The organism is Ensifer sp. Root278, from assembly GCF_001429285.1.
Taxonomy (GTDB): Bacteria; Pseudomonadota; Alphaproteobacteria; order Rhizobiales; family Rhizobiaceae; genus Ensifer.
Window position 1 is genome coordinate 1 of record NZ_LMJJ01000011.1, and the last position, 17,188, is coordinate 17,188.

At 63.2% G+C, this 17,188-nt stretch carries 19 protein-coding genes; 7 read left to right on the top strand and 12 right to left on the bottom strand.

The window, feature by feature from the left end; genetic code table 11:
* Positions 1-96: 96 nt before the first annotated feature.
* The 7 genes from ASE60_RS10985 to ASE60_RS11015 all read right to left on the bottom strand — a co-directional run bounded on the left by ASE60_RS10985 (position 97) and on the right by ASE60_RS11015 (position 6,061).
* Positions 97-402 (bottom strand): PilZ domain-containing protein, encoded by a 306-nt coding sequence (locus ASE60_RS10985; RefSeq protein WP_057250168.1) that lies wholly within the window; start codon positions 400-402, stop codon positions 97-99.
* 152 nt (positions 403-554) lie between these two features.
* The gene (gene purB / locus ASE60_RS10990) at positions 555-1,856 is read right to left on the bottom strand and encodes an adenylosuccinate lyase (RefSeq protein ID WP_057250170.1); all 1,302 of its coding nucleotides are present in this window, start codon (positions 1,854-1,856) and stop codon (positions 555-557) included.
* Between the two features lie 62 nt (positions 1,857-1,918).
* Entirely contained in the window at positions 1,919-2,386 is a 468-nt protein-coding gene (locus ASE60_RS10995; RefSeq protein WP_057250343.1) for a hypothetical protein, read from the bottom strand.
* Positions 2,387-2,475: 89 nt separating this feature from the next.
* Positions 2,476-3,219, bottom strand: a complete 744-nt coding sequence (locus tag ASE60_RS11000) for a DUF2259 domain-containing protein (RefSeq protein ID WP_057250172.1) — start codon at positions 3,217-3,219, stop codon at positions 2,476-2,478.
* Complete coding sequence (rpe, locus tag ASE60_RS11005) at positions 3,216-3,893, bottom strand: ribulose-phosphate 3-epimerase (protein WP_057250174.1); 678 nt, start codon at positions 3,891-3,893, stop codon at positions 3,216-3,218. The genes ASE60_RS11000 and rpe overlap by 4 nt, the downstream gene beginning before the upstream one ends.
* Positions 3,894-3,968: 75 nt before the next feature.
* Positions 3,969-4,976 (bottom strand): P1 family peptidase, encoded by a 1,008-nt coding sequence (locus ASE60_RS11010; RefSeq protein ID WP_057250176.1) that lies wholly within the window; start codon positions 4,974-4,976, stop codon positions 3,969-3,971.
* A complete protein-coding gene (locus ASE60_RS11015) occupies positions 4,973-6,061 on the bottom strand; it encodes a branched-chain amino acid ABC transporter substrate-binding protein (RefSeq protein ID WP_057250178.1) in 1,089 nt (362 codons plus the stop codon). Before ASE60_RS11015 ends, ASE60_RS11010 begins: the two co-directional genes overlap by 4 nt.
* Positions 6,062-6,392: 331 nt before the next feature.
* Here ASE60_RS11015 and ASE60_RS11020 point away from each other — a divergent pair, with 331 nt between their 5' ends.
* The 7 genes from ASE60_RS11020 to ASE60_RS11050 all read left to right on the top strand — a co-directional run bounded on the left by ASE60_RS11020 (position 6,393) and on the right by ASE60_RS11050 (position 12,156).
* Entirely contained in the window at positions 6,393-6,842 is a 450-nt protein-coding gene (locus ASE60_RS11020) for a flavin reductase family protein (protein WP_082615818.1), read from the top strand.
* Between the two features lie 126 nt (positions 6,843-6,968).
* Positions 6,969-7,898, top strand: coding sequence for a MoxR family ATPase (locus tag ASE60_RS11025; RefSeq protein WP_057250181.1), 930 nt, complete (start codon positions 6,969-6,971; stop codon positions 7,896-7,898).
* Positions 7,899-7,900: 2 nt separating this feature from the next.
* Complete coding sequence (locus ASE60_RS11030) at positions 7,901-9,154, top strand: VWA domain-containing protein (protein ID WP_057250183.1); 1,254 nt, start codon at positions 7,901-7,903, stop codon at positions 9,152-9,154.
* Between the two features lie 24 nt (positions 9,155-9,178).
* A complete protein-coding gene (locus tag ASE60_RS11035; protein ID WP_057250185.1) occupies positions 9,179-9,511 on the top strand; it encodes an XdhC family protein in 333 nt (110 codons plus the stop codon).
* 2 nt (positions 9,512-9,513) lie between these two features.
* Positions 9,514-10,221: an XdhC family protein gene (locus ASE60_RS11040; protein WP_057250188.1), complete on the top strand. Its 708-nt coding sequence runs from the start codon at positions 9,514-9,516 to the stop codon at positions 10,219-10,221.
* Entirely contained in the window at positions 10,218-11,834 is a 1,617-nt protein-coding gene (locus ASE60_RS11045; protein WP_057250190.1) for a molybdopterin-binding/glycosyltransferase family 2 protein, read from the top strand. The genes ASE60_RS11040 and ASE60_RS11045 overlap by 4 nt, the downstream gene beginning before the upstream one ends.
* Positions 11,835-11,838: 4 nt before the next feature.
* Positions 11,839-12,156 carry a TfoX/Sxy family protein gene (locus tag ASE60_RS11050; RefSeq protein ID WP_057250192.1) on the top strand — a complete coding sequence of 106 codons (318 nt, stop codon included), beginning with the start codon at positions 11,839-11,841 and terminating at the stop codon, positions 12,154-12,156.
* Between the two features lie 97 nt (positions 12,157-12,253).
* Here ASE60_RS11050 and ASE60_RS11055 read toward each other — a convergent pair whose 3' ends face one another.
* The 5 genes from ASE60_RS11055 to ASE60_RS11075 all read right to left on the bottom strand — a co-directional run bounded on the left by ASE60_RS11055 (position 12,254) and on the right by ASE60_RS11075 (position 17,182).
* Positions 12,254-12,721, bottom strand: coding sequence for an NUDIX domain-containing protein (locus tag ASE60_RS11055; protein ID WP_057250194.1), 468 nt, complete (start codon positions 12,719-12,721; stop codon positions 12,254-12,256).
* A gap of 8 nt (positions 12,722-12,729) precedes the next feature.
* A complete protein-coding gene (locus ASE60_RS11060; protein WP_057250195.1) occupies positions 12,730-14,244 on the bottom strand; it encodes a DEAD/DEAH box helicase in 1,515 nt (504 codons plus the stop codon).
* Positions 14,245-14,443: 199 nt separating this feature from the next.
* Positions 14,444-15,775 carry a M23 family metallopeptidase gene (locus ASE60_RS11065; RefSeq protein ID WP_057250197.1) on the bottom strand — a complete coding sequence of 444 codons (1,332 nt, stop codon included), beginning with the start codon at positions 15,773-15,775 and terminating at the stop codon, positions 14,444-14,446.
* Positions 15,776-15,878: 103 nt separating this feature from the next.
* Positions 15,879-16,706: a ferritin-like domain-containing protein gene (locus tag ASE60_RS11070; RefSeq protein ID WP_057250198.1), complete on the bottom strand. Its 828-nt coding sequence runs from the start codon at positions 16,704-16,706 to the stop codon at positions 15,879-15,881.
* Between the two features lie 8 nt (positions 16,707-16,714).
* Entirely contained in the window at positions 16,715-17,182 is a 468-nt protein-coding gene (locus tag ASE60_RS11075; protein ID WP_057250200.1) for a peroxiredoxin, read from the bottom strand.
* Positions 17,183-17,188 lie beyond the last annotated feature (6 nt).

Below are 17,188 nucleotides of genomic sequence, written 5' to 3' on the forward strand. Positions count from 1 at the left end.
TACCGCCGTCATGCGAAAGCTCATCATCATCGCAAACGCATTGCTCAGGGATGGCCGCATATGGGAACCAACCCGTACTTGACCAACACGGATACTCTAGCGAAAGTGCTTGTAGTAGGAGGAAATCTGCGCCGCCGTGTTGGACGACAGATTGAGCTTGATGCCGATCTTGTCGCCGCGGTACCAGCGTACCATGCCGGTCAGGAAGCCCAGTTCCTCGCTCCTGATCGTCACTTCCTGCCCCGTCTTGGCGCCGATGTCGAAATAGAGCTGGAAACAGATGCCTTCGTCCGAAAGGTCCTTGACGACGCCGTTGCTGGACCCGGTCTTGCAGGTGACCATGCCAGTGATCTTCGTCTGTGTGCGTGCTCCCGCACGCTCCGTGCTGTCCTTGTAGGCCATGTGATCCTCGAACCTGAATTGACAGGCCCGGATCGTCACACACGATCACTGAATATCGCGCTAAAAGAAATGCCCGCATTTGAGCGATGTGCGCCAAATGCGGGCATATTCATGAGGTGCAACGCGGGCGTGTGACCCGCGCACTGTCAGGCTCAGCCGAAGACGCGCTTGAAAATCGTGTCGACGTGCTTGGTGTGGTAGCCAAGATCGAACTTCTCGCGGATGTCTTCCTCGGAAAGCGCCGCACGGACTTCCGTATCGGCCAGCAGTTCCTCAAGGAAGTCCTTGCCCTGTTCCCAGACCTTCATGGCGTTGCGCTGCACGAGGCGGTAGGCATCCTCACGCGATACCCCTGCCTGGGTCAGCGCCAGCAGCACGCGCTGCGAATGAACCAGACCGCGGAACTTGTTCATGTTCTTGATCATGTTCTCGGGGTAGACGAGCAACTTGTCGATCACGCCGGTCAGGCGGGCAAGCGCGAAGTCGAGCGTCACCGTCGCATCCGGTCCGATCATGCGCTCGACAGAGGAGTGCGAGATGTCGCGCTCGTGCCAGAGGGCAACGTTTTCCATTGCCGGTACCGAGAAGGCGCGGACCATGCGGGCGAGACCCGTCAGGTTCTCGGTCAGAACAGGGTTGCGCTTGTGCGGCATTGCCGACGAGCCCTTCTGGCCCGGCGAGAAATACTCTTCGGCTTCGAGCACTTCGGTGCGCTGCAGGTGACGGATTTCCGTCGCCAGGCGCTCGATCGACGAGGCGATGACGCCGAGGGTGGCGAAGTACATGGCATGACGGTCGCGCGGGATGACCTGTGTCGAAACCGGTTCCGGCTTCAGGCCAAGCGCCTTGGCGACATGTTCTTCCACGCGCGGATCGATGTTGGCGAAGGTGCCGACGGCGCCGGAGATCGCGCAGGTGGCGACTTCCTCACGTGCGGCCAGCAGGCGTTGCTTGCAGCGGTCGAACTCGGCATAGGCAAGCGCCAGCTTGACGCCGAACGTCGTCGGTTCGGCGTGGATACCGTGCGAACGGCCGATCGTCACCGTGTCCTTGTGTTCAAAAGCGCGGCGCTTCAGAGCTTCGAGCAGATGGTCGAGATCCGCGAGCAGCAGATCGGTCGCGCGGACGAGCTGGACGTTGAAGCAGGTGTCGAGCACGTCGGACGAGGTCATGCCCTGGTGGATGAAGCGGCTGTCCGGGCCGACGAATTCGGCAAGATGCGTCAGGAAGGCGATGACGTCATGCTTGGTGACGGCTTCGATCTCATCGATGCGCGCGACGTCGAAGGTGGCAGCGCCGCCCTTCTCCCAGATCGTGCGGGCCGCATCCTTCGGGATCACACCGATTTCGGCAAGCGCATCGCAGGCATGAGCCTCGATCTCGAACCAGATGCGGAACTTGGTTTCCGGCGACCAGATGGCCACCATTTCCGGACGGGAGTAGCGCGGGATCATGGGCTTTAGCTTTCGTCGTCAGTGGAGGATGGCCGTGCCTCTAGCAAAGATAGCCGTGAAGCTCAACGCGTTTGGCTCGTGCGCTCGCTCGCCAGCCACAGGCTGACGCCGACGAGTATAGCACCACCGAGGGGCAGATAGAGGCGAAGCCCCATCACCAGAAACTGGTAGAACGCGATGAGCGAGGTGAAGGCGAGCTGGAAAAACCAGGTCCTGGTGCCGGCAGGCGCGTGCCATTGGGCGTAAAACTGCCGGTAGTCGAGAGCATAGAGCATCGCCGTCATCGCGACGGTGCCTAGCGAAAGGAAGAAGAAGTAAGCCGCAAAACGCGTTTCCGGCCGACGCCCCGAGGCTGCAAGTCGAGCCAGGAACAGCGATGGCGCCCAGGCCAGAAGCGCCCCGAAGCCGAAGATCAGAAGCAGCTCGGACAGATGAAAGGTGAGAGCACGCTCGCGAAGCCAGAGGCCACACCAGGCCGAAAGCACCATCGCGCCGCCCCAGAGCGGCGCACCGATGACAAGCGCCCGCATCGTCGGAAGGGATCGGGCGAACCGTCGTCGATGCAGGGCGCCTACTGGCGCCAGATCTGCTTTTGCCTCGACGCCGGCCGCCGCGTCGTTCATTTCGCGATCCGGGTCGGGATCGCGATCCAGCGTCCATCGGTTGTGCCTTCGAAGCCGAGCGACTTGACGAGAACCATGATGACGTGGGTTTCGGAGCCGTCGTCATTCCGATGGGTGACGGCGCCACCGACCTGATAGCCGGTGGGGCAGCGGCGGCTCTCGGGCAAGCGGCTATCGTCCTGCAGGATGTCTGTTGCCGGCTTGCCGGCCTTCATCGTCATCGACAGACGAAAGCCTTTGACCTCCTTCAGGAAGTCCTTGCAGATGCCTTCCGGCTCGAAGGTTTTCTCTTCGAGCGTTACCGAATAGGTCTCGCGGAACCCTTCGTCGGCCGCAAAGGAATCGTAGGTCAGCGCCAGCGGCTTGGCGTTCGCCTCGGTGATCGGATTATAGGCGGCAAGCAGCCCGGGCGCATCAGCCAGGCGATAGGCGTCGATCAAGGGTGCCGCACGGCGGCGTGCCTCGTGACGCGCCTTGGAGAGCGGGCTGCCATCCTCGCGGCTGACGGCGCGCACCGGCGCGCCGGGCAAGAAACTGTCATTGCGCGTATCGATCACATAGATGGTCGAATAGGGAAAGCCGGAGCCATCCTGAACGCCGTATTCCTCGAAGGCGAAGACATTGCCGTCGGCCGAAAAGCCGATCGGCTGGAGCGCGGCATAGTCGCCCGCCGAGGCCGGCGCTGCGGCTGCCGCAGCGCCCAGCAAAAGCACGCCGGGCAGTGCCGCGCGCGGCGTCATCGATAGGCCTTCTCTGCCGGCGTGCGGATCGCCTCGATCGCCGTGCGATAGGCTTCGACGGAGCCGCCCTTGAAGATCGCCGAACCGGCGACGAGAACGTTGGCGCCGGCGCCGGTTGCGAAAGCCGCCGTGTCGGGCGTAATGCCGCCGTCGACTTCGATCTCGATCGGACGATCGCCGATCATCGCCTTGATGCGGCGAATCTTTTCCGCCGTAGCTTCGATGAACTTCTGTCCGCCAAAGCCCGGGTTCACGGTCATGACCAGGATGAGATCAACCTGATCGAGCACGTATTCGATGGCGCTTTCCGGCGTTGCCGGGTTGAGCGAGACACCGGCCTTCTTGCCGAGCGACCGGACGGTCTGCAGCGAACGGTGAAGGTGCGGACCGGCTTCGGCATGCACGGTGAGGATATCGCAGCCGGCTTTCGCAAAGGCTTCGAGGAACGGATCGGCGGGCGAAATCATCAGGTGGCAATCGAACGTCGCATCGGTGTAGCGGCGCAACGACTTGATCACGTCGGGGCCGAAGGTGATGTTCGGCACGAAGTGCCCGTCCATGACATCGAGATGGATCCAGTCGGCGCCGGCATCGACGACGTCGCGGACTTCCTGTCCGAGCTTGGAGAAATCGGCCGCCAGGATCGACGGAGCAATGCGGATAGGATGGGTCATGGCGCACTCCAGCGTGTTTTCCGCGCAATAGCACCGGCTGGCCGCGCAAACAACATGCCTGCGATCAAAGCTGCGTCAGCTGAGCTGCGACCAACACGGCATGAGGTCGTTTTCGGCCGGGGCCGCGTCATGAACGCCACGGGCGATGGCGCGTGCCATCGTCGATGCCGCCACCGCGCCGAGGTCGATGAAATCCTCAAGTGTGGGGGTCTTGCCGCTGGCGCCGGTGGCAAGCGCAAAGATGAGATCGCCGTCGAGCGGCGTGTGCGCCGGCCAGAGCGCTCGGGAAAAACCGTCATGGGCGGCGATTGCCAGGCGCTTCGCTTCGGCCTTTGTGAGCACTGCATCCGTCGCGATGACGGCGATCGTCGTGTTGGCGGCTGCGGACTGCCGGTCGCGGAACTTGATGCGGATATCGGCGGCGTCAGCGGGCAGGGGATGCGGCAGGCCGAGCGCACCGAACTCGCCATCAAGCTCGAAGGGTGCGGACCAGAAATGCCTGCTATCTCCAACGGTCGCCGAGCCGAGCGCGTTGACCGCGACGAGCGCGCCGATGGTGATGCCGCTTGGCAGAACGGTCGATGCCGAGCCGAGGCCGCCCTTGAAGGCGGCGGTCAGAGCGCCGGTACCGGCGCCGGCGGTTCCGGTCGCGAACGACGGGCCGGCGCGACGAACCGCCTCGAAGCCGAGTTCGCGATAGGGCGGGTAACGTCCCCAGTCCTTGTCGCCGCCGTTGATCAGGTCGAACAGGATGGCGGTGGGCACGATCGGTATCCGGTGCGGACCGACGGCAAAGCCGCGGCCCATTTCTCTTAGCGCGGCCTGGGCTCCGGACGCAGCATCGAGGCCAAAGGCCGAACCGCCGGAAAGCACCAGGGCGTCGACTGTCTGCACCGTATTGTGCGGGTCGAGCAGATCGGTTTCCCGCGTTCCGGGCGCGCCGCCCAGCACCTGAACCGCAGCGGTTGCCGGGGGATCGCAGAGGATGGCGGTGACGCCGGATTTCAGCCGGTGATCCTCGGCATTGCCGACCGTCAGGCCCTCAACGTCGGTAATCAGGTTCAGCGGTCCGGTGCGCATCATTGGGCGGTTCCTTCGGCAGGCGCGGGCACGAAGCGGCTGCCTTGCCACTGCATCAGGCGATAGGGATTTTCGGCGCGCTCGTGCTGCGCGTTGAAGGCAATGGGGCCGAGCACGGTCGGATAGGGTCCTTTGGCGAATGCGTCGAGAAGGGGCTTGTCGTCCTTTTCCGCCTGGTCCTTGGCTTGCTCGAGCAGGGAGACCGCCGCAAAGGCGGACAATACGTAGCCATCCGGTTCGGTTCCGGCGGCGCGCAAGGCATCCGCGACCGGTTTGCCCTCGGGCGATTGCGATGCGTCCGGCAAGGTGACCGCGAAAACGCCATCGGCGAGCGGCACGGTGAGATCGGCGGCATTCAGCGCATCGCCGCCGAGCAAGGCGAGGCTCGCGCCTTCGCCTTGCGCATCGCGCGCGATCACCGCCGTGTCCTGCCTGTCGCCGCCGGTAAAGACATGGGTCGCGCCGCTCTTCACCAGTCGCCGCACCAGGTTGACCTGCTGCTCCTGGGCGGGCCGATAGGTGTCGGTGAAGACCGGTGTCAGCCCAATTTCGCCGAGGGCGGAGCGTACGCTTTCAACCAGTTCCCGGCTGTGGATGGTTCCATCGTCGATCAACGCGATCGGCTTGTCCTTCCAGCGCTGGACGATGGTGTCGACGATGCTGGCAGCCTCGGCGTTACCGCTCGGCGCAAGACGGAAGAGCGGCCACTTCTTCTTCAGCGCATCTTCCATCAGGACATCGGAACGCACACTGAGGGTGATGGCGGGAAGGCCCGCTTCGGCAAGTGCCGGAAGTGTGGCGTCCAGGCTTTCGGTGCAGAGAAACCCGATCGCTGCCTCGGCGCCGGCCGCAAGCAGCGCCTTGGTCAGCGCTTCATTGCCGGCCGTATCGCAACTCTCTGGAATGACGACGATCTCACTGCCGCGATCGCCGGCCTGGAACGCGGCGCCATCGATGATCTGCTTGCCGAGAGGTGCAAACGGGCCTTCGACCGGCGCGACGACGGCCACCTTGATGCCGGCTGCCGCGGCGGGTGCGGCCTGTACCAGTCCGGCCACGACAAGGCTGGCGACGATCGATCGAAGCATTCATTTTCTCCGCTGCCGCATTTTCCCCGGATCAGGAGGGATCCTGACCCTGCGGCGAGCCCAAACATTGCCTTATCCGTGCCGGTCGCGACGGGCGCGCGGCACGGTAGTGGCCGCATGTTTTAAGGATGTGCCCTGCCGCGTCAAAGGAAAAGATGTGACTTCGGCCGCGGATGGTTCTATCCGCGTCGCTGCCGTGTCGCAGATCTGCAAGATTCTCCTTGCAGCGGGTTTCATATTTCCCGGTACTGTCTATGTATGTGGCTGACTTCGCTCGGAGAAAGAATTGTTGGACAAGAGCCGGCTGGACCCCATCAGTTACCGCGACGCCATGAGTCGCCTGGCCGGTCACGTGCAGATCATCACCGTGGCCGATGGTGTCGAGCGGCGCGGTGTCACGGTCACCGCATCCTGCTCCGTGTCCGACAGTCCGCCGACGATTCTGGCCTGCCTCAACGGCGCCAATCCGCGCAATGAGATCTTCACGCGCAGCGACAGTTTCGCGCTCAATCTGCTTGGCGATGAACATCGCGCCATGGCACACGCTTTTTCCGGCCGCGATCAGCTCGACATGGATCTGCGCTTTGCCCTTGGCAAGTGGACCAAGCTGACGACAGGCTCTCCGATCCTCACCAACGCGATCGCTTCGTTCGATTGCCGGCTCATCGAGGTGAAGACGATCGCCACGCATCTGGTGCTTTTCGGCGAAGTCGTCGATGTCGCCATCGGACCGGCGCGGCCGCCACTCATTTATGTGGACCGCGGATACCACTCGCTATAAGTTTTACGTGGCGAGATTTCGTGCCCATCGAGACATGAGAAGATCGCCGTAAGCCTTTGAGTTGGAAGGGTGAGTTCATTCGCTTTTCAACATCAAGTTATCGATTCGAGCCGTGGCGGAGGAGACATGGCGACACAGGCGACCACAGCCCTGCCGCAGTCCATCGAGGAGACGATGGCGCTGCTGGAGGCGCATGACTATCTCGCGGGAACGGCGCTGGCGACGGTGCTGTTTCTGGCGCTCAGGATGAAGCGCCCGCTCTTTCTCGAGGGCGAAGCAGGCGTCGGCAAGACCGAGATCGCCAAGGTTCTGGCAAAGGCGCTCGATCGGCCTCTGATCCGGCTGCAATGTTATGAGGGCCTCGACGTCGCCTCGGCCGTCTACGAATGGAACTATCCGGCACAGATGCTGGAAATCCGCCTATCGGAAGCAGCCGGCAAGGTCGATCGCAAACGGATCGAAAGCGATATCTTTTCCGAACGCTTCCTGATCCGCCGCCCGGTCCTGCAGGCAATTTCTTCCAGTGCGGGCCGCGCGCCTGTCTTCCTGATCGACGAGCTGGACCGGACAGATGAGGCCTTCGAGGCGTTCCTGCTCGAAGTTTTGTCCGATTTTCAGGTCACGATACCGGAACTTGGAACAATCCGGGCGGACGAACCGCCAATCGTCATCATCACCACCAACCGCACCCGTGAGATCCATGACGCGCTCAAGCGACGCTGCCTCTATCACTGGGTCGATTATCCCAAGGCGGCGCAGGAGCTGGAAATTATCCGCCGCAAGGTGCCCGGCTGCAACGCGACGCTGTCGCGCGAGGTCATCGCCTATGTGCAGCGGCTGCGGACGGTCGACCTCTTCAAGAACCCGGGCGTTGCCGAAACGATCGACTGGGCAACGGCGCTGACGGAACTCGACCGACTGGCGCTCGATCCGGAAACGATCGCCGATACGCTCGGAACATTGCTCAAGTACCAAGACGACATCGCCAGGATAGAGGGTGCCGAGGGGCGCAAGCTGCTCGCCGAAGTCAAGGCGGAACTGCTGGCAGCGGGCTGACGATGGAGGTGCGGGAGCAGCACAGGGATGGTGCCATTGTCCCGCCGCCAGGGGAAAGCGACGGCCGGCTTGCCGACAACATCGTCTTCTTCGCACGCGCCCTGCGTCGCGCCGGCATCAAGATCGGGCCCGGGGCGATTGCCGATGCCATCGATGCGGTGGCGCTGATCGGGATCGGCGGCCGGGATGCGTTTTACGCCGCACTGCAATGCGTCTTCGTGAAGCGCCATGAGGACCAGCCGGTGTTCGACGAAGCTTTTCGGCTGTTCTGGCGCTCGCGCGGCCTCGTCGAGAAGATGATCGCGATGATGTCGCCGCTGGCGCCGGAGCGCGAAAGCGAGCGGCAACAGCGGCGGGCCGGCGAGACACGCGTCAGCGATGCGTTGCTTTCCGGGCACGAAGCGGATCGACCGCCACGTGAGGAACCCGAGATCGATATCGATGCGCGCTTCACGGTTTCGGGCCGCGAGCTCCTGCGTCGGGCCGATTTCGCGCAGATGAGTGCTGCCGAACTTGCCGAGGCGAAACGCGCCCTTGCCGCGCTGACGCTGCCGATGGACCGTGTCGTAACCCGTCGCTTCCGCCCATCGAAGAGGCAGATCCGCATCGACCCGCGCGCCACCGTGCGTGACGCGATGCGTTTCGGCGGGGAACTGATCCTGCCGCGGTTCCGGGAGCGGCGTGTGGTGCATCCGCCGCTCGTCGTGCTTGCCGACATCTCGGGCTCGATGAGCCAGTACACCCGCATCTTTCTGCATTTCCTGCATGCGTTGACCGAGGAGCGGCGGCGCGTGCACACCTTCCTGTTCGGCACACGGCTGACCAATGTCTCCCGCCAGTTGCGCAATCGCGATCCGGATGCCGCGATCGACGACTGCGTGGCTGCAGTGAAGGACTGGTCCGGCGGTACGCGCATTGGCGAAACGCTGCATGAATTCAACAGACGCTGGTCGCGGCGCGTGCTCGGACAAGGCGCCATCGTGCTGATGATCACCGATGGCCTGGAGCGTGACGATGTGGGCGATCTTGAAATCGAAATCGATCGACTGCACCGGTCCTGCCGCCGGCTGATCTGGCTCAACCCGCTGCTGCGCTTCGACGGCTTCGAGGCGCGTGCGCGCGGCGTCAGAGCGATGCTGCCGCATGTTGACGAATTCCGGGCGGTGCACAATCTTGAATCGATTGGGGAACTGGTGAAGGCGCTTTCCGGGCAGGGATCCCGGCAGGCTGACCCGCGGCGGTTCCTCGGATCTTGATCTGTCCGGCGGGAGGGTGGCAACATGCTGGAAGCTGCAAATGTTCTGGATCCGCTCGACATCGCCCAAGCCTGGATGAAGGAAGGGCGTAAGGTGGCGATTGCCACTGTGATCGAAACCTGGGGCTCGGCGCCGCGCCCCGTCGGCAGCCATCTGGTGATCGACGGCGACGGCAATTTTCAGGGCTCGGTTTCCGGCGGCTGCGTCGAAGGCGCCGTCATCACCGAAGCGGCAGATGTCATCGCTTCGGGCGCGCCAAGGATCCTCGATTTCGGCGTTGCGGACGAAACCGCCTGGCGCGTCGGGCTTTCCTGCGGCGGCAGGATTCGGGTCTTTGTTGAACGGGTCGAAGGCTAGCGATGGAACGGAGCATTCTTGAAGCACTCAATGCGGCGCGTTCGGCGCGTCGGGCGGTTGTCACTGTCAGCGCTCTCGCCGGCAGCAGCAGCCAGCTCTATTTTGAGGGCGATGACTGTCCCGACGCCTGGCGCGTTCCGGTCGCGCGAGCCCTGCAATCCGGCAAGGCCGGGATCGTGGAGACGGAGCAGGGCGCTTTCTTCCTCAATGTCTACTTGCCGCCGCCACGCATTCTCGTCATCGGCGCCGTGCATATTTCACAGGCTTTGGCCCAGCTGGCGCCCGTTGCCGGTTTCGACATGACGATCATCGATCCGCGTACGGCCTTCGCAACGCTGGAACGTTTCGCTGGCGTCGAGCTCATCGCCGAATGGCCCGAGGATGCCTTGAAACAAAGGCCGCTCGATCGCTTCACCGCCGTGGTGGCCGTCACCCATGATCCGAAGATCGACGACGAACCGATCCGCGTCGCCCTTGCAGCTGGCTGTTTCTACGTCGGCGCGCTCGGCAGCCGGAAAACCCATGCGACACGGGTCGAGCGGTTGCGACAGGCCGGTGTTTCCGATGCCGACATAGCCCGAATCCGCGCGCCGATCGGCCTCGATATCGGTGCGGCGAGCCCGGCCGAGATCGCCGTCGCCATCCTGGCCGAAATCATCGAGGCGCTACGGCGCCGCGATACCAGCCATGTCAAAGGAGTGATTGCGTGAGGTTCGGTCCAGTCAAGACCAGCGAAGCGGAGGGCGCCATGCTGGCGCATGCGGTCAAGACGGATGAGTTCCGGCTGCCGAAGGGTCACCGGCTTTCGCCCGCCGATATCGCCGCCTTGATCGCCTGCGGCACGCTGGAGGTGGTTGTTGCGCGCCTTGACCCCGGCGATCTCATGGAAGACGAGGCCGCAACGCGCATTGCTGCGGCAATCGCACCCGATCACCTGCGCTTCTCCCAGGCAGCAACCGGCCGGGTGAACGTCTATTCTCGGGTTGCCGGTCTCTTCGTCGCGACGCGCGACACTGTCAACCGATTGAACCGCATCGATCCGGCGATCACGCTCGCCTGCCTTGCCGACCATGTGCCTGTGCAGGCCGGCGACATGGTCGCAACGATCAAGATCATTCCACTTGCCGTGGCCGGTCAATTCGTCGAGGAAGCACAGAAGCTGCTCCGGAGCCATGCCGCCTTCGAAGTGAAACCCTTTTCCGCGCGACGCGCAGCGCTAATAGCAACTCAGTTGCCGACACTGAAGCCCCAGGTCATGGACAAGACGAGAACCATCCTGGCGGCCCGCCTGCGGCAGTCGGGAAGCGAGCTTGTGACCGAGCGACGCGTCGCACACACGGAAGGCGCGGTCGCCGCAGCAATCGACGACCTCCAAGCCGCCCATGACCTGCTGGTGGTCTTCGGGGCTTCCGCTGTCGCCGATCCGGATGATGTCATTCCTGCGGCTGTCCGGCGGGCGGGCGGCGTCGTCGATCATGTCGGCATGCCTGTCGATCCCGGCAATCTCCTCGTTCTTGGCCGTGTCGGCGAGATCCCCGTGATCGGGGCTCCCGGATGCGCCCGCAGCCCGCGCGAGAACGGATTCGACTGGATCCTCGACCGTATCCTCGCCGGCGAGTGGCCGAGCTTCGACGATATAACCGGCCTTGGCGTCGGCGGTTTGCTCGGTGAAATCCCGACCCGGCCGCAGCCGCGCGAAAAAGCAACGGCGTTGCCGTCGGGCCCGGTGGAGATCGTGGTTCTGGCCGCCGGCCGCGCCAGCCGGATGGGACCGGACGGCGGACACAAGCTGCTGGCGACCTTTGACGGCGTGCCGCTGGTTCGCCGCAGCGTCGAGGCGGCGATCGCAGCAGCGCCCGGCAGGGTTGTCGTGGTCACCGGCCACCGCGAGACCGATATCCGCGCTGCGCTGGAGGGCCTGCCGGCGGAGCTCGTCTCGAATCCAGACTACATGTCCGGAATGGCCTCATCTCTGACGACTGGACTTTCGGCCATCAACGAGCGATCCGCGGGCATGTTGGTCATGCTCGCCGACATGCCGGGCGTCAGCAGCGGCGATCTGCGCAGGTTGCTCGATCGTTTTGCGGCCGAAGGCGGCCGCGCCGTCATTCGGGCAACCGCCGATGGGCAACGCGGCAATCCGGTCATCCTGCCGCGGCAAACCTTTTCCGCTGTCCGTCTTTTGGTTGGAGACGTTGGCGCAAGGCACATCATCGAGAAGTGCGGACTGCCGGTCATCGATGTCGAGCTTGGTTCGGCGGCGCGGCTTGATCTCGACACGCCGGAGCAGATTGTGGCTGCCGGCGGTATCCTGGAGGAATGAACGCGTGGACAATGCTGCCATCGAGGAGATGTTCGAGACGCTGGGGCCGGTGACCATCAAGCGGATGTTCGGCGGCAAGGGGATCTATTGCCAGGGCATCATCTTCGCACTCGAGGTCGACGGAGAAATCCTCCTGAAGGGGGACGAGCAGACGGCGCCGACCTTCGAGGCGGCCGGCTCCCGGCAATGGGCCTATGATGGCAAGGGCAAGCCGGTGAAGATGCCCTATTGGAGCATACCGGACGACGCCTTTGACGACCCCGACGAGATGGCGCGCTGGGTGCGGCTTGCCTATCAAGCAGCGTTACGATCGAGAAAATAGAGGATAAACCCGCCAGCGGAGGCAATCCGCGACGACTGCGCCGCTAGAGCATCCCGCTCTCAAGTGGAATCACTGGAGGCGGAAAGATGCTCTATAATCAAAGTGCTAGAGCGTCCTTTGTGCCTTCGCTTGAACGCACGGCGCTCTTGTGCTCCAGCCTGCGCAACGCATCGACTGCGTCGGTCGTAAAACGTGACAGCGGCTGGGGCAGGGCATCGAGATCGAACCAGCCGAGAGCGGAAAGCTTGTCCGGCTCGGTGAGTTCAGGCTCACCGATAAAGTCCCGGGTCACATAGATCATCGAGATCCAGTGCTGGCGGTCAGCCTCGATCACCTGTTCGCTGAGGCAGAGGAACTCGCTCGAACGGATCTGGAGGCCGCTTTCCTCTTCGGCCTCGCGCCGCGCTGCGGCTTCCGAGCGTTCCATATGATCGACCTTGCCGCCGACGATGTTCCAGTGCTCGGCTTCAGGCGCGTTAACGCGCTTGTAGAGCAGGATCTTGCCGTCGCGCACGATTGCAAGTCCGCAGCCGAGACCCGGAAAATCGATGCCCGGCAGGCCCATAGGTTTAATCAGGCCTTGCCGGCAATCAGCATGAAAGCGGGGATTTCGTCGCCGAAGCCAACGGGCGTCGGGCCGTCATCATAGTCGCGGCGGTGACGGTTGCGGCGATCGCGATTGTCATCGTTGGCCGGGTTCGATGCGCGCACCGGACGATCGGCGCGGTTGTTCTGTCCCTGCTTGTTTTCTGCGCTGCGTGCCGGTTTCACCGATTCCGCCCTTTCCACGACTGTTTCAACTTCGGCCTCACTATCGACACGCACGGTATCGGATTTATGATCGGCGCGAGCCCTCGGGCCGCGTTCCCCATCTTTTTTCCGGTCCTTGCGGCCATCGCGATCGCGACCGCGATCGCGGCGACCGCTGTCGTGGCTTTCCATCGGCTCGGGCAAATTGGAAAGGTCGCCGTTCAGCCATTCGACCTTCTGGCCGATCAGCTTCTCGATCGCATCGGAGAACTTCGTGTCGCGCTTGGTCACAAGCGTGAAGGAGGCGCCAGAGCGACCGGCACGGCCGGTGCGGCCGATCCGGTGAACATAGTCTTCCGCATGGATCGGAACGTCGAAGTTGAAGACATGGCTGACATCGGGGATGTCGAGGCCGCGGGCAGCAACATCGGATGCAACGAGCAGCGTGATATTGTTGTCCTTGAAGCCGGCAAGCATGGCCATGCGCGAGCGCTGGTCCATGTCACCATGCAGGGCGCCGACCGAGAAGCCATGACGCTCGAGCGACCGAAAGAGGTCGGCGACATCCTTCTTGCGGTTGCAGAAGATGATGGCGTTCTTCAGATCGTCCTGGGCGCGAATCAGATCGCGCAGCACCGCGCGCTTTTCGTAATCCTTGGCGTGCGCCGCGACGAAGCGCTGTGTCACCGTCTGTGCCGTGGAGGCCGGGCGGGCGACTTCGACGCGCTCCGGGTTCTGCAGGAAGCGATCAGCGAGCTTCTGGATTTCCGGCGGCATGGTCGCCGAGAAGAACAGAGTCTGACGCGTGAACGGGATCATCTTGGCGATGCGTTCGATGTCGGGAATGAAGCCCATGTCGAGCATGCGGTCGGCTTCGTCGATGACCAGGATCTCGACGCCGGTCATCAGCAGCTTGCCGCGCTCGAAGTGATCAAGCAGGCGGCCGGGCGTGCAGATCAGAACGTCTGCGCCGCGCTCGAGCTTGCGATCCTGCTCATCGAACGAAACGCCGCCGATCAGAAGCGCGATGTTGAGCTTGTGGTTCTTGCCGTACTTGTCGAAGTTCTCCGCGACCTGGGCGGCGAGTTCGCGCGTCGGCTCCAGGATGAGCGTGCGCGGCATGCGGGCGCGGGCGCGGCCCTTTTCCAGCAGCGTCAACATCGGCAGCACGAACGAAGCTGTCTTGCCCGTACCTGTCTGGGCGATGCCCAGAATGTCACGACGCTGCAGGGCCGGCGGAATGGCGCCAGCCTGGATCGGGGTCGGGATTGTGTAGCCCGCATCGGTGACAGCGGAGAGAACTTTTTGGCTCAGGCCAAGGTCAGCAAAATTGGTCAAAGGGAAATCTGTTTCCGTTCCGGTTCAATAGAACACTGATCGATCGATGGAAAACGCACGAGACGTGGCCGCGCTCATAAGCTGAACGTCGCTGAAAGTCAAGAAATCCAGCACGTTGAAGCAGCAAAAGGTAAATAGTGGCGAATCTGTCGCATTTCTTGTCAAGCCGCGCAAGACCTGGAGACAACGAAACGACCCGTCAGTTCATGTAGGAGGCGAGCTTCCGGCTGGCATCGAGAAAGCGCATGGGATCCACCGCCTCGCCATTCAGGCGGATTTCATAATGAAGGTGCGGACCGGTGGAACGACCCGTATTGCCGGACTTGGCAATGACTTCACCATCCGTCACCTGGTCGCCGACCTTCACCAGAACGGCGGAGAGGTGGGCGTATCGGCTCGACACGCCGTTTCCGTGGTCGATTTCGACCATGTTCCCGTAGCCGCCGGTCAAGCCGGCATTCGTCACGGTGCCGGGAGCGGCCGCGCGAATGCGCGTGCCGACCGTCGCGCGGAAGTCGATGCCGGCATGGAGCGCCAGGCGACCGAGGAAGGGATCGAGACGGTTGCCGAAGTCGCTGGTGATGTCGCTCGCCGGAGACGGGTTGCCGAACGGTAGCGCGCGGACCTGCGCCCGCGTCCGTTCGAGTTCCAGAAGAGCCGAATCGAGAGCTGCCAGCGACTGGCCGAACTCGTCATCATTCGCCGGTTCGACGAACGGGCCGCCAATCGCGCTATCGGCAGAGTCCGAAGTCGCGGCGGGGACCATTGCTGCGACATCGCCGACCGACAGATCGACGCCGGTCCGACCGACGATCGAGCGAATCGCACCCGACGTCTTTGCAGCACCATCCGTCAGTTGCTTCAGTCGCGCCATTTGTTCGAGTTCGACGTCCTTCAGCGACAGCGTCACTTTGGAGAATATCCGGTCGGCACGGTCCGAGGTCGATTCGGCCGCATCGGGTGCGGCATAGGCGAGGGGAGCGGGACGAATTGCACCGGTGACCGACGCGCCGCTCAGGCCCATCAATTTCTCGATCGCCTTTACGCCGCCGCTGCTGGCGTCGGCCCGTTTCTCAAAGGCGAGGGGTTCAATCTCCGGGGTCCCGTTGCTTTCCGTCGTCAGGCCGGAACTTTCGGCCCTTTCGACCAGGGCGCCGAGCTTTCCGTTGCGCGAGGTCAGCGCCATCTGCTGGCGCAGCAGCTTCTCGACCTTTTCTTCGACCACCTGCTGGTCGAGCAGTTGCCGGCTGGTGACGCGATCGACCTGCGCTCTCAATGCCGTGATTCGATCCTCGTATTCGTGCTGCATTCGCGCCTGGCGGGCGATCGTGCCGCCGATGAGATCGTCGCGCAGGACCAGATAGGATGTGGCCGCGAGATAGCCGATGCTGCAGACGCCGGCGAAGGATACGGCGATTGCCGCCATCCAGGGACGAACCGTCATGTGTCGAACCTTGTCGCCACTTGCCAGTATCAGAACGTGATTTTCCTTACGTTTTCCGAAGGCACGATTTGCCGAACGTCCAGACACCCGTTCTCTCCCGCCATGTGCGCGTTGCCTCGCATCACCTGCGGATCATTACACTTCGTTAGGGTTAACAATTGGTAAGGATGATTGCGGTTGCGTGATGCGGCTATCGGTTGGTCGAGGCAGTCATCGAGCGATAGAAGGACGGCGTCAGTCCGGCCTCGGCGCGGGCAATGTCGTTGAACGGTGCCTTCAATGGTCCGCGAAAATTGGCGCGCACCAGCGCCTGGAAGGTCGCTGCGGGATCCTTCTTCTCGCGGGCGCAGAGAAAACGGAACCATTTGGCGCCGACGGCAACATGGCCTTTCTCGTCTTCGTAGATCACATCCAGAACGGCGGCGCTCTCGACGTCGCCGGTTTCGCGCATCTTGGCCTGAAGGGCCGGCGTCACATCGAGACCGCGCGCTTCGAGAATGAGCGGCACCACGGCAAGGCGGGCCGTCAGGTCGTTGCGGGTATCGTGCGCCGCCTGCCAGAGCCCGTCATGGGCAGGCAGGTCGCCATAGTCTGCACCGAGATCGTTCAGCCGCTGCCGGACCAGCCGGAAGTGCTTGGCCTCCTCGAAGGCGACACGCATCCAGCCGTCGAAGAAGGAATTGGGCACCGGCTCGGTCGCAAAGCGGGCGACGATATCGAGGGCCAGGTCGACGGCGTTCAACTCGATATGGGCGATCGAGTGCAGCAAGGCGATGCGTCCCTTGAGGGAACCGAGCGACCGCCGCTTCACGTGCGTCGGCGGTGTCAGTACCGGCTTGTCCGGCCGCCCGGGGCGAACCGGAACGGGTCGGTCGAGCGGCGAGCGCAGCGACAGCGTGCGGCGCTGCCAGCGCCTTGCCGTTTCTTGCGCAAGCGCCGTCTTGACCTCGAGGTCGGCGGCGCGAATCGCTTCGACTGCGCCGCCCCGCAGGCTGTGAAACACGGGCAATTCGGTCATGGGGTTCCTCAGAGGGCCTTCGCGGCGGCCAGGACCTCCTGGGCATGACCGTCGACCTTCACCTTTTCCCATACCCTGACGACGACGCCGTCGGCGCCGATCAGGAAGGTGCTGCGTTCGACGCCCATGTACTTGCGGCCGTACATCATTTTCTCGACCCAGACGCCGTAGGCAGTCACCACAGCCTTTTCCTCGTCGGCGGCGAGCGTCACTGTGAGGTTGTGCTTCTTGGCGAAGCGATCGTGTTTCTTCACTGAATCGGGTGACAGGCCGATCAGCGTTATGCCGGCTGCGACAAACTCTTCGGCAAGTTCGGAGAACGAGATCGCCTCCAGCGTGCAGGCCTGCGTATCGTCCTTCGGATAGAAAAACAGCACGACGGGGCGGCCGCGAAAGGCGGAAAGCGAGATCGTGCCGCCGCCATCGCGCGGCAGCGTGAAATCGGGAGCGACATCTCCGGGAACGGGTCTTGCCATGATTAA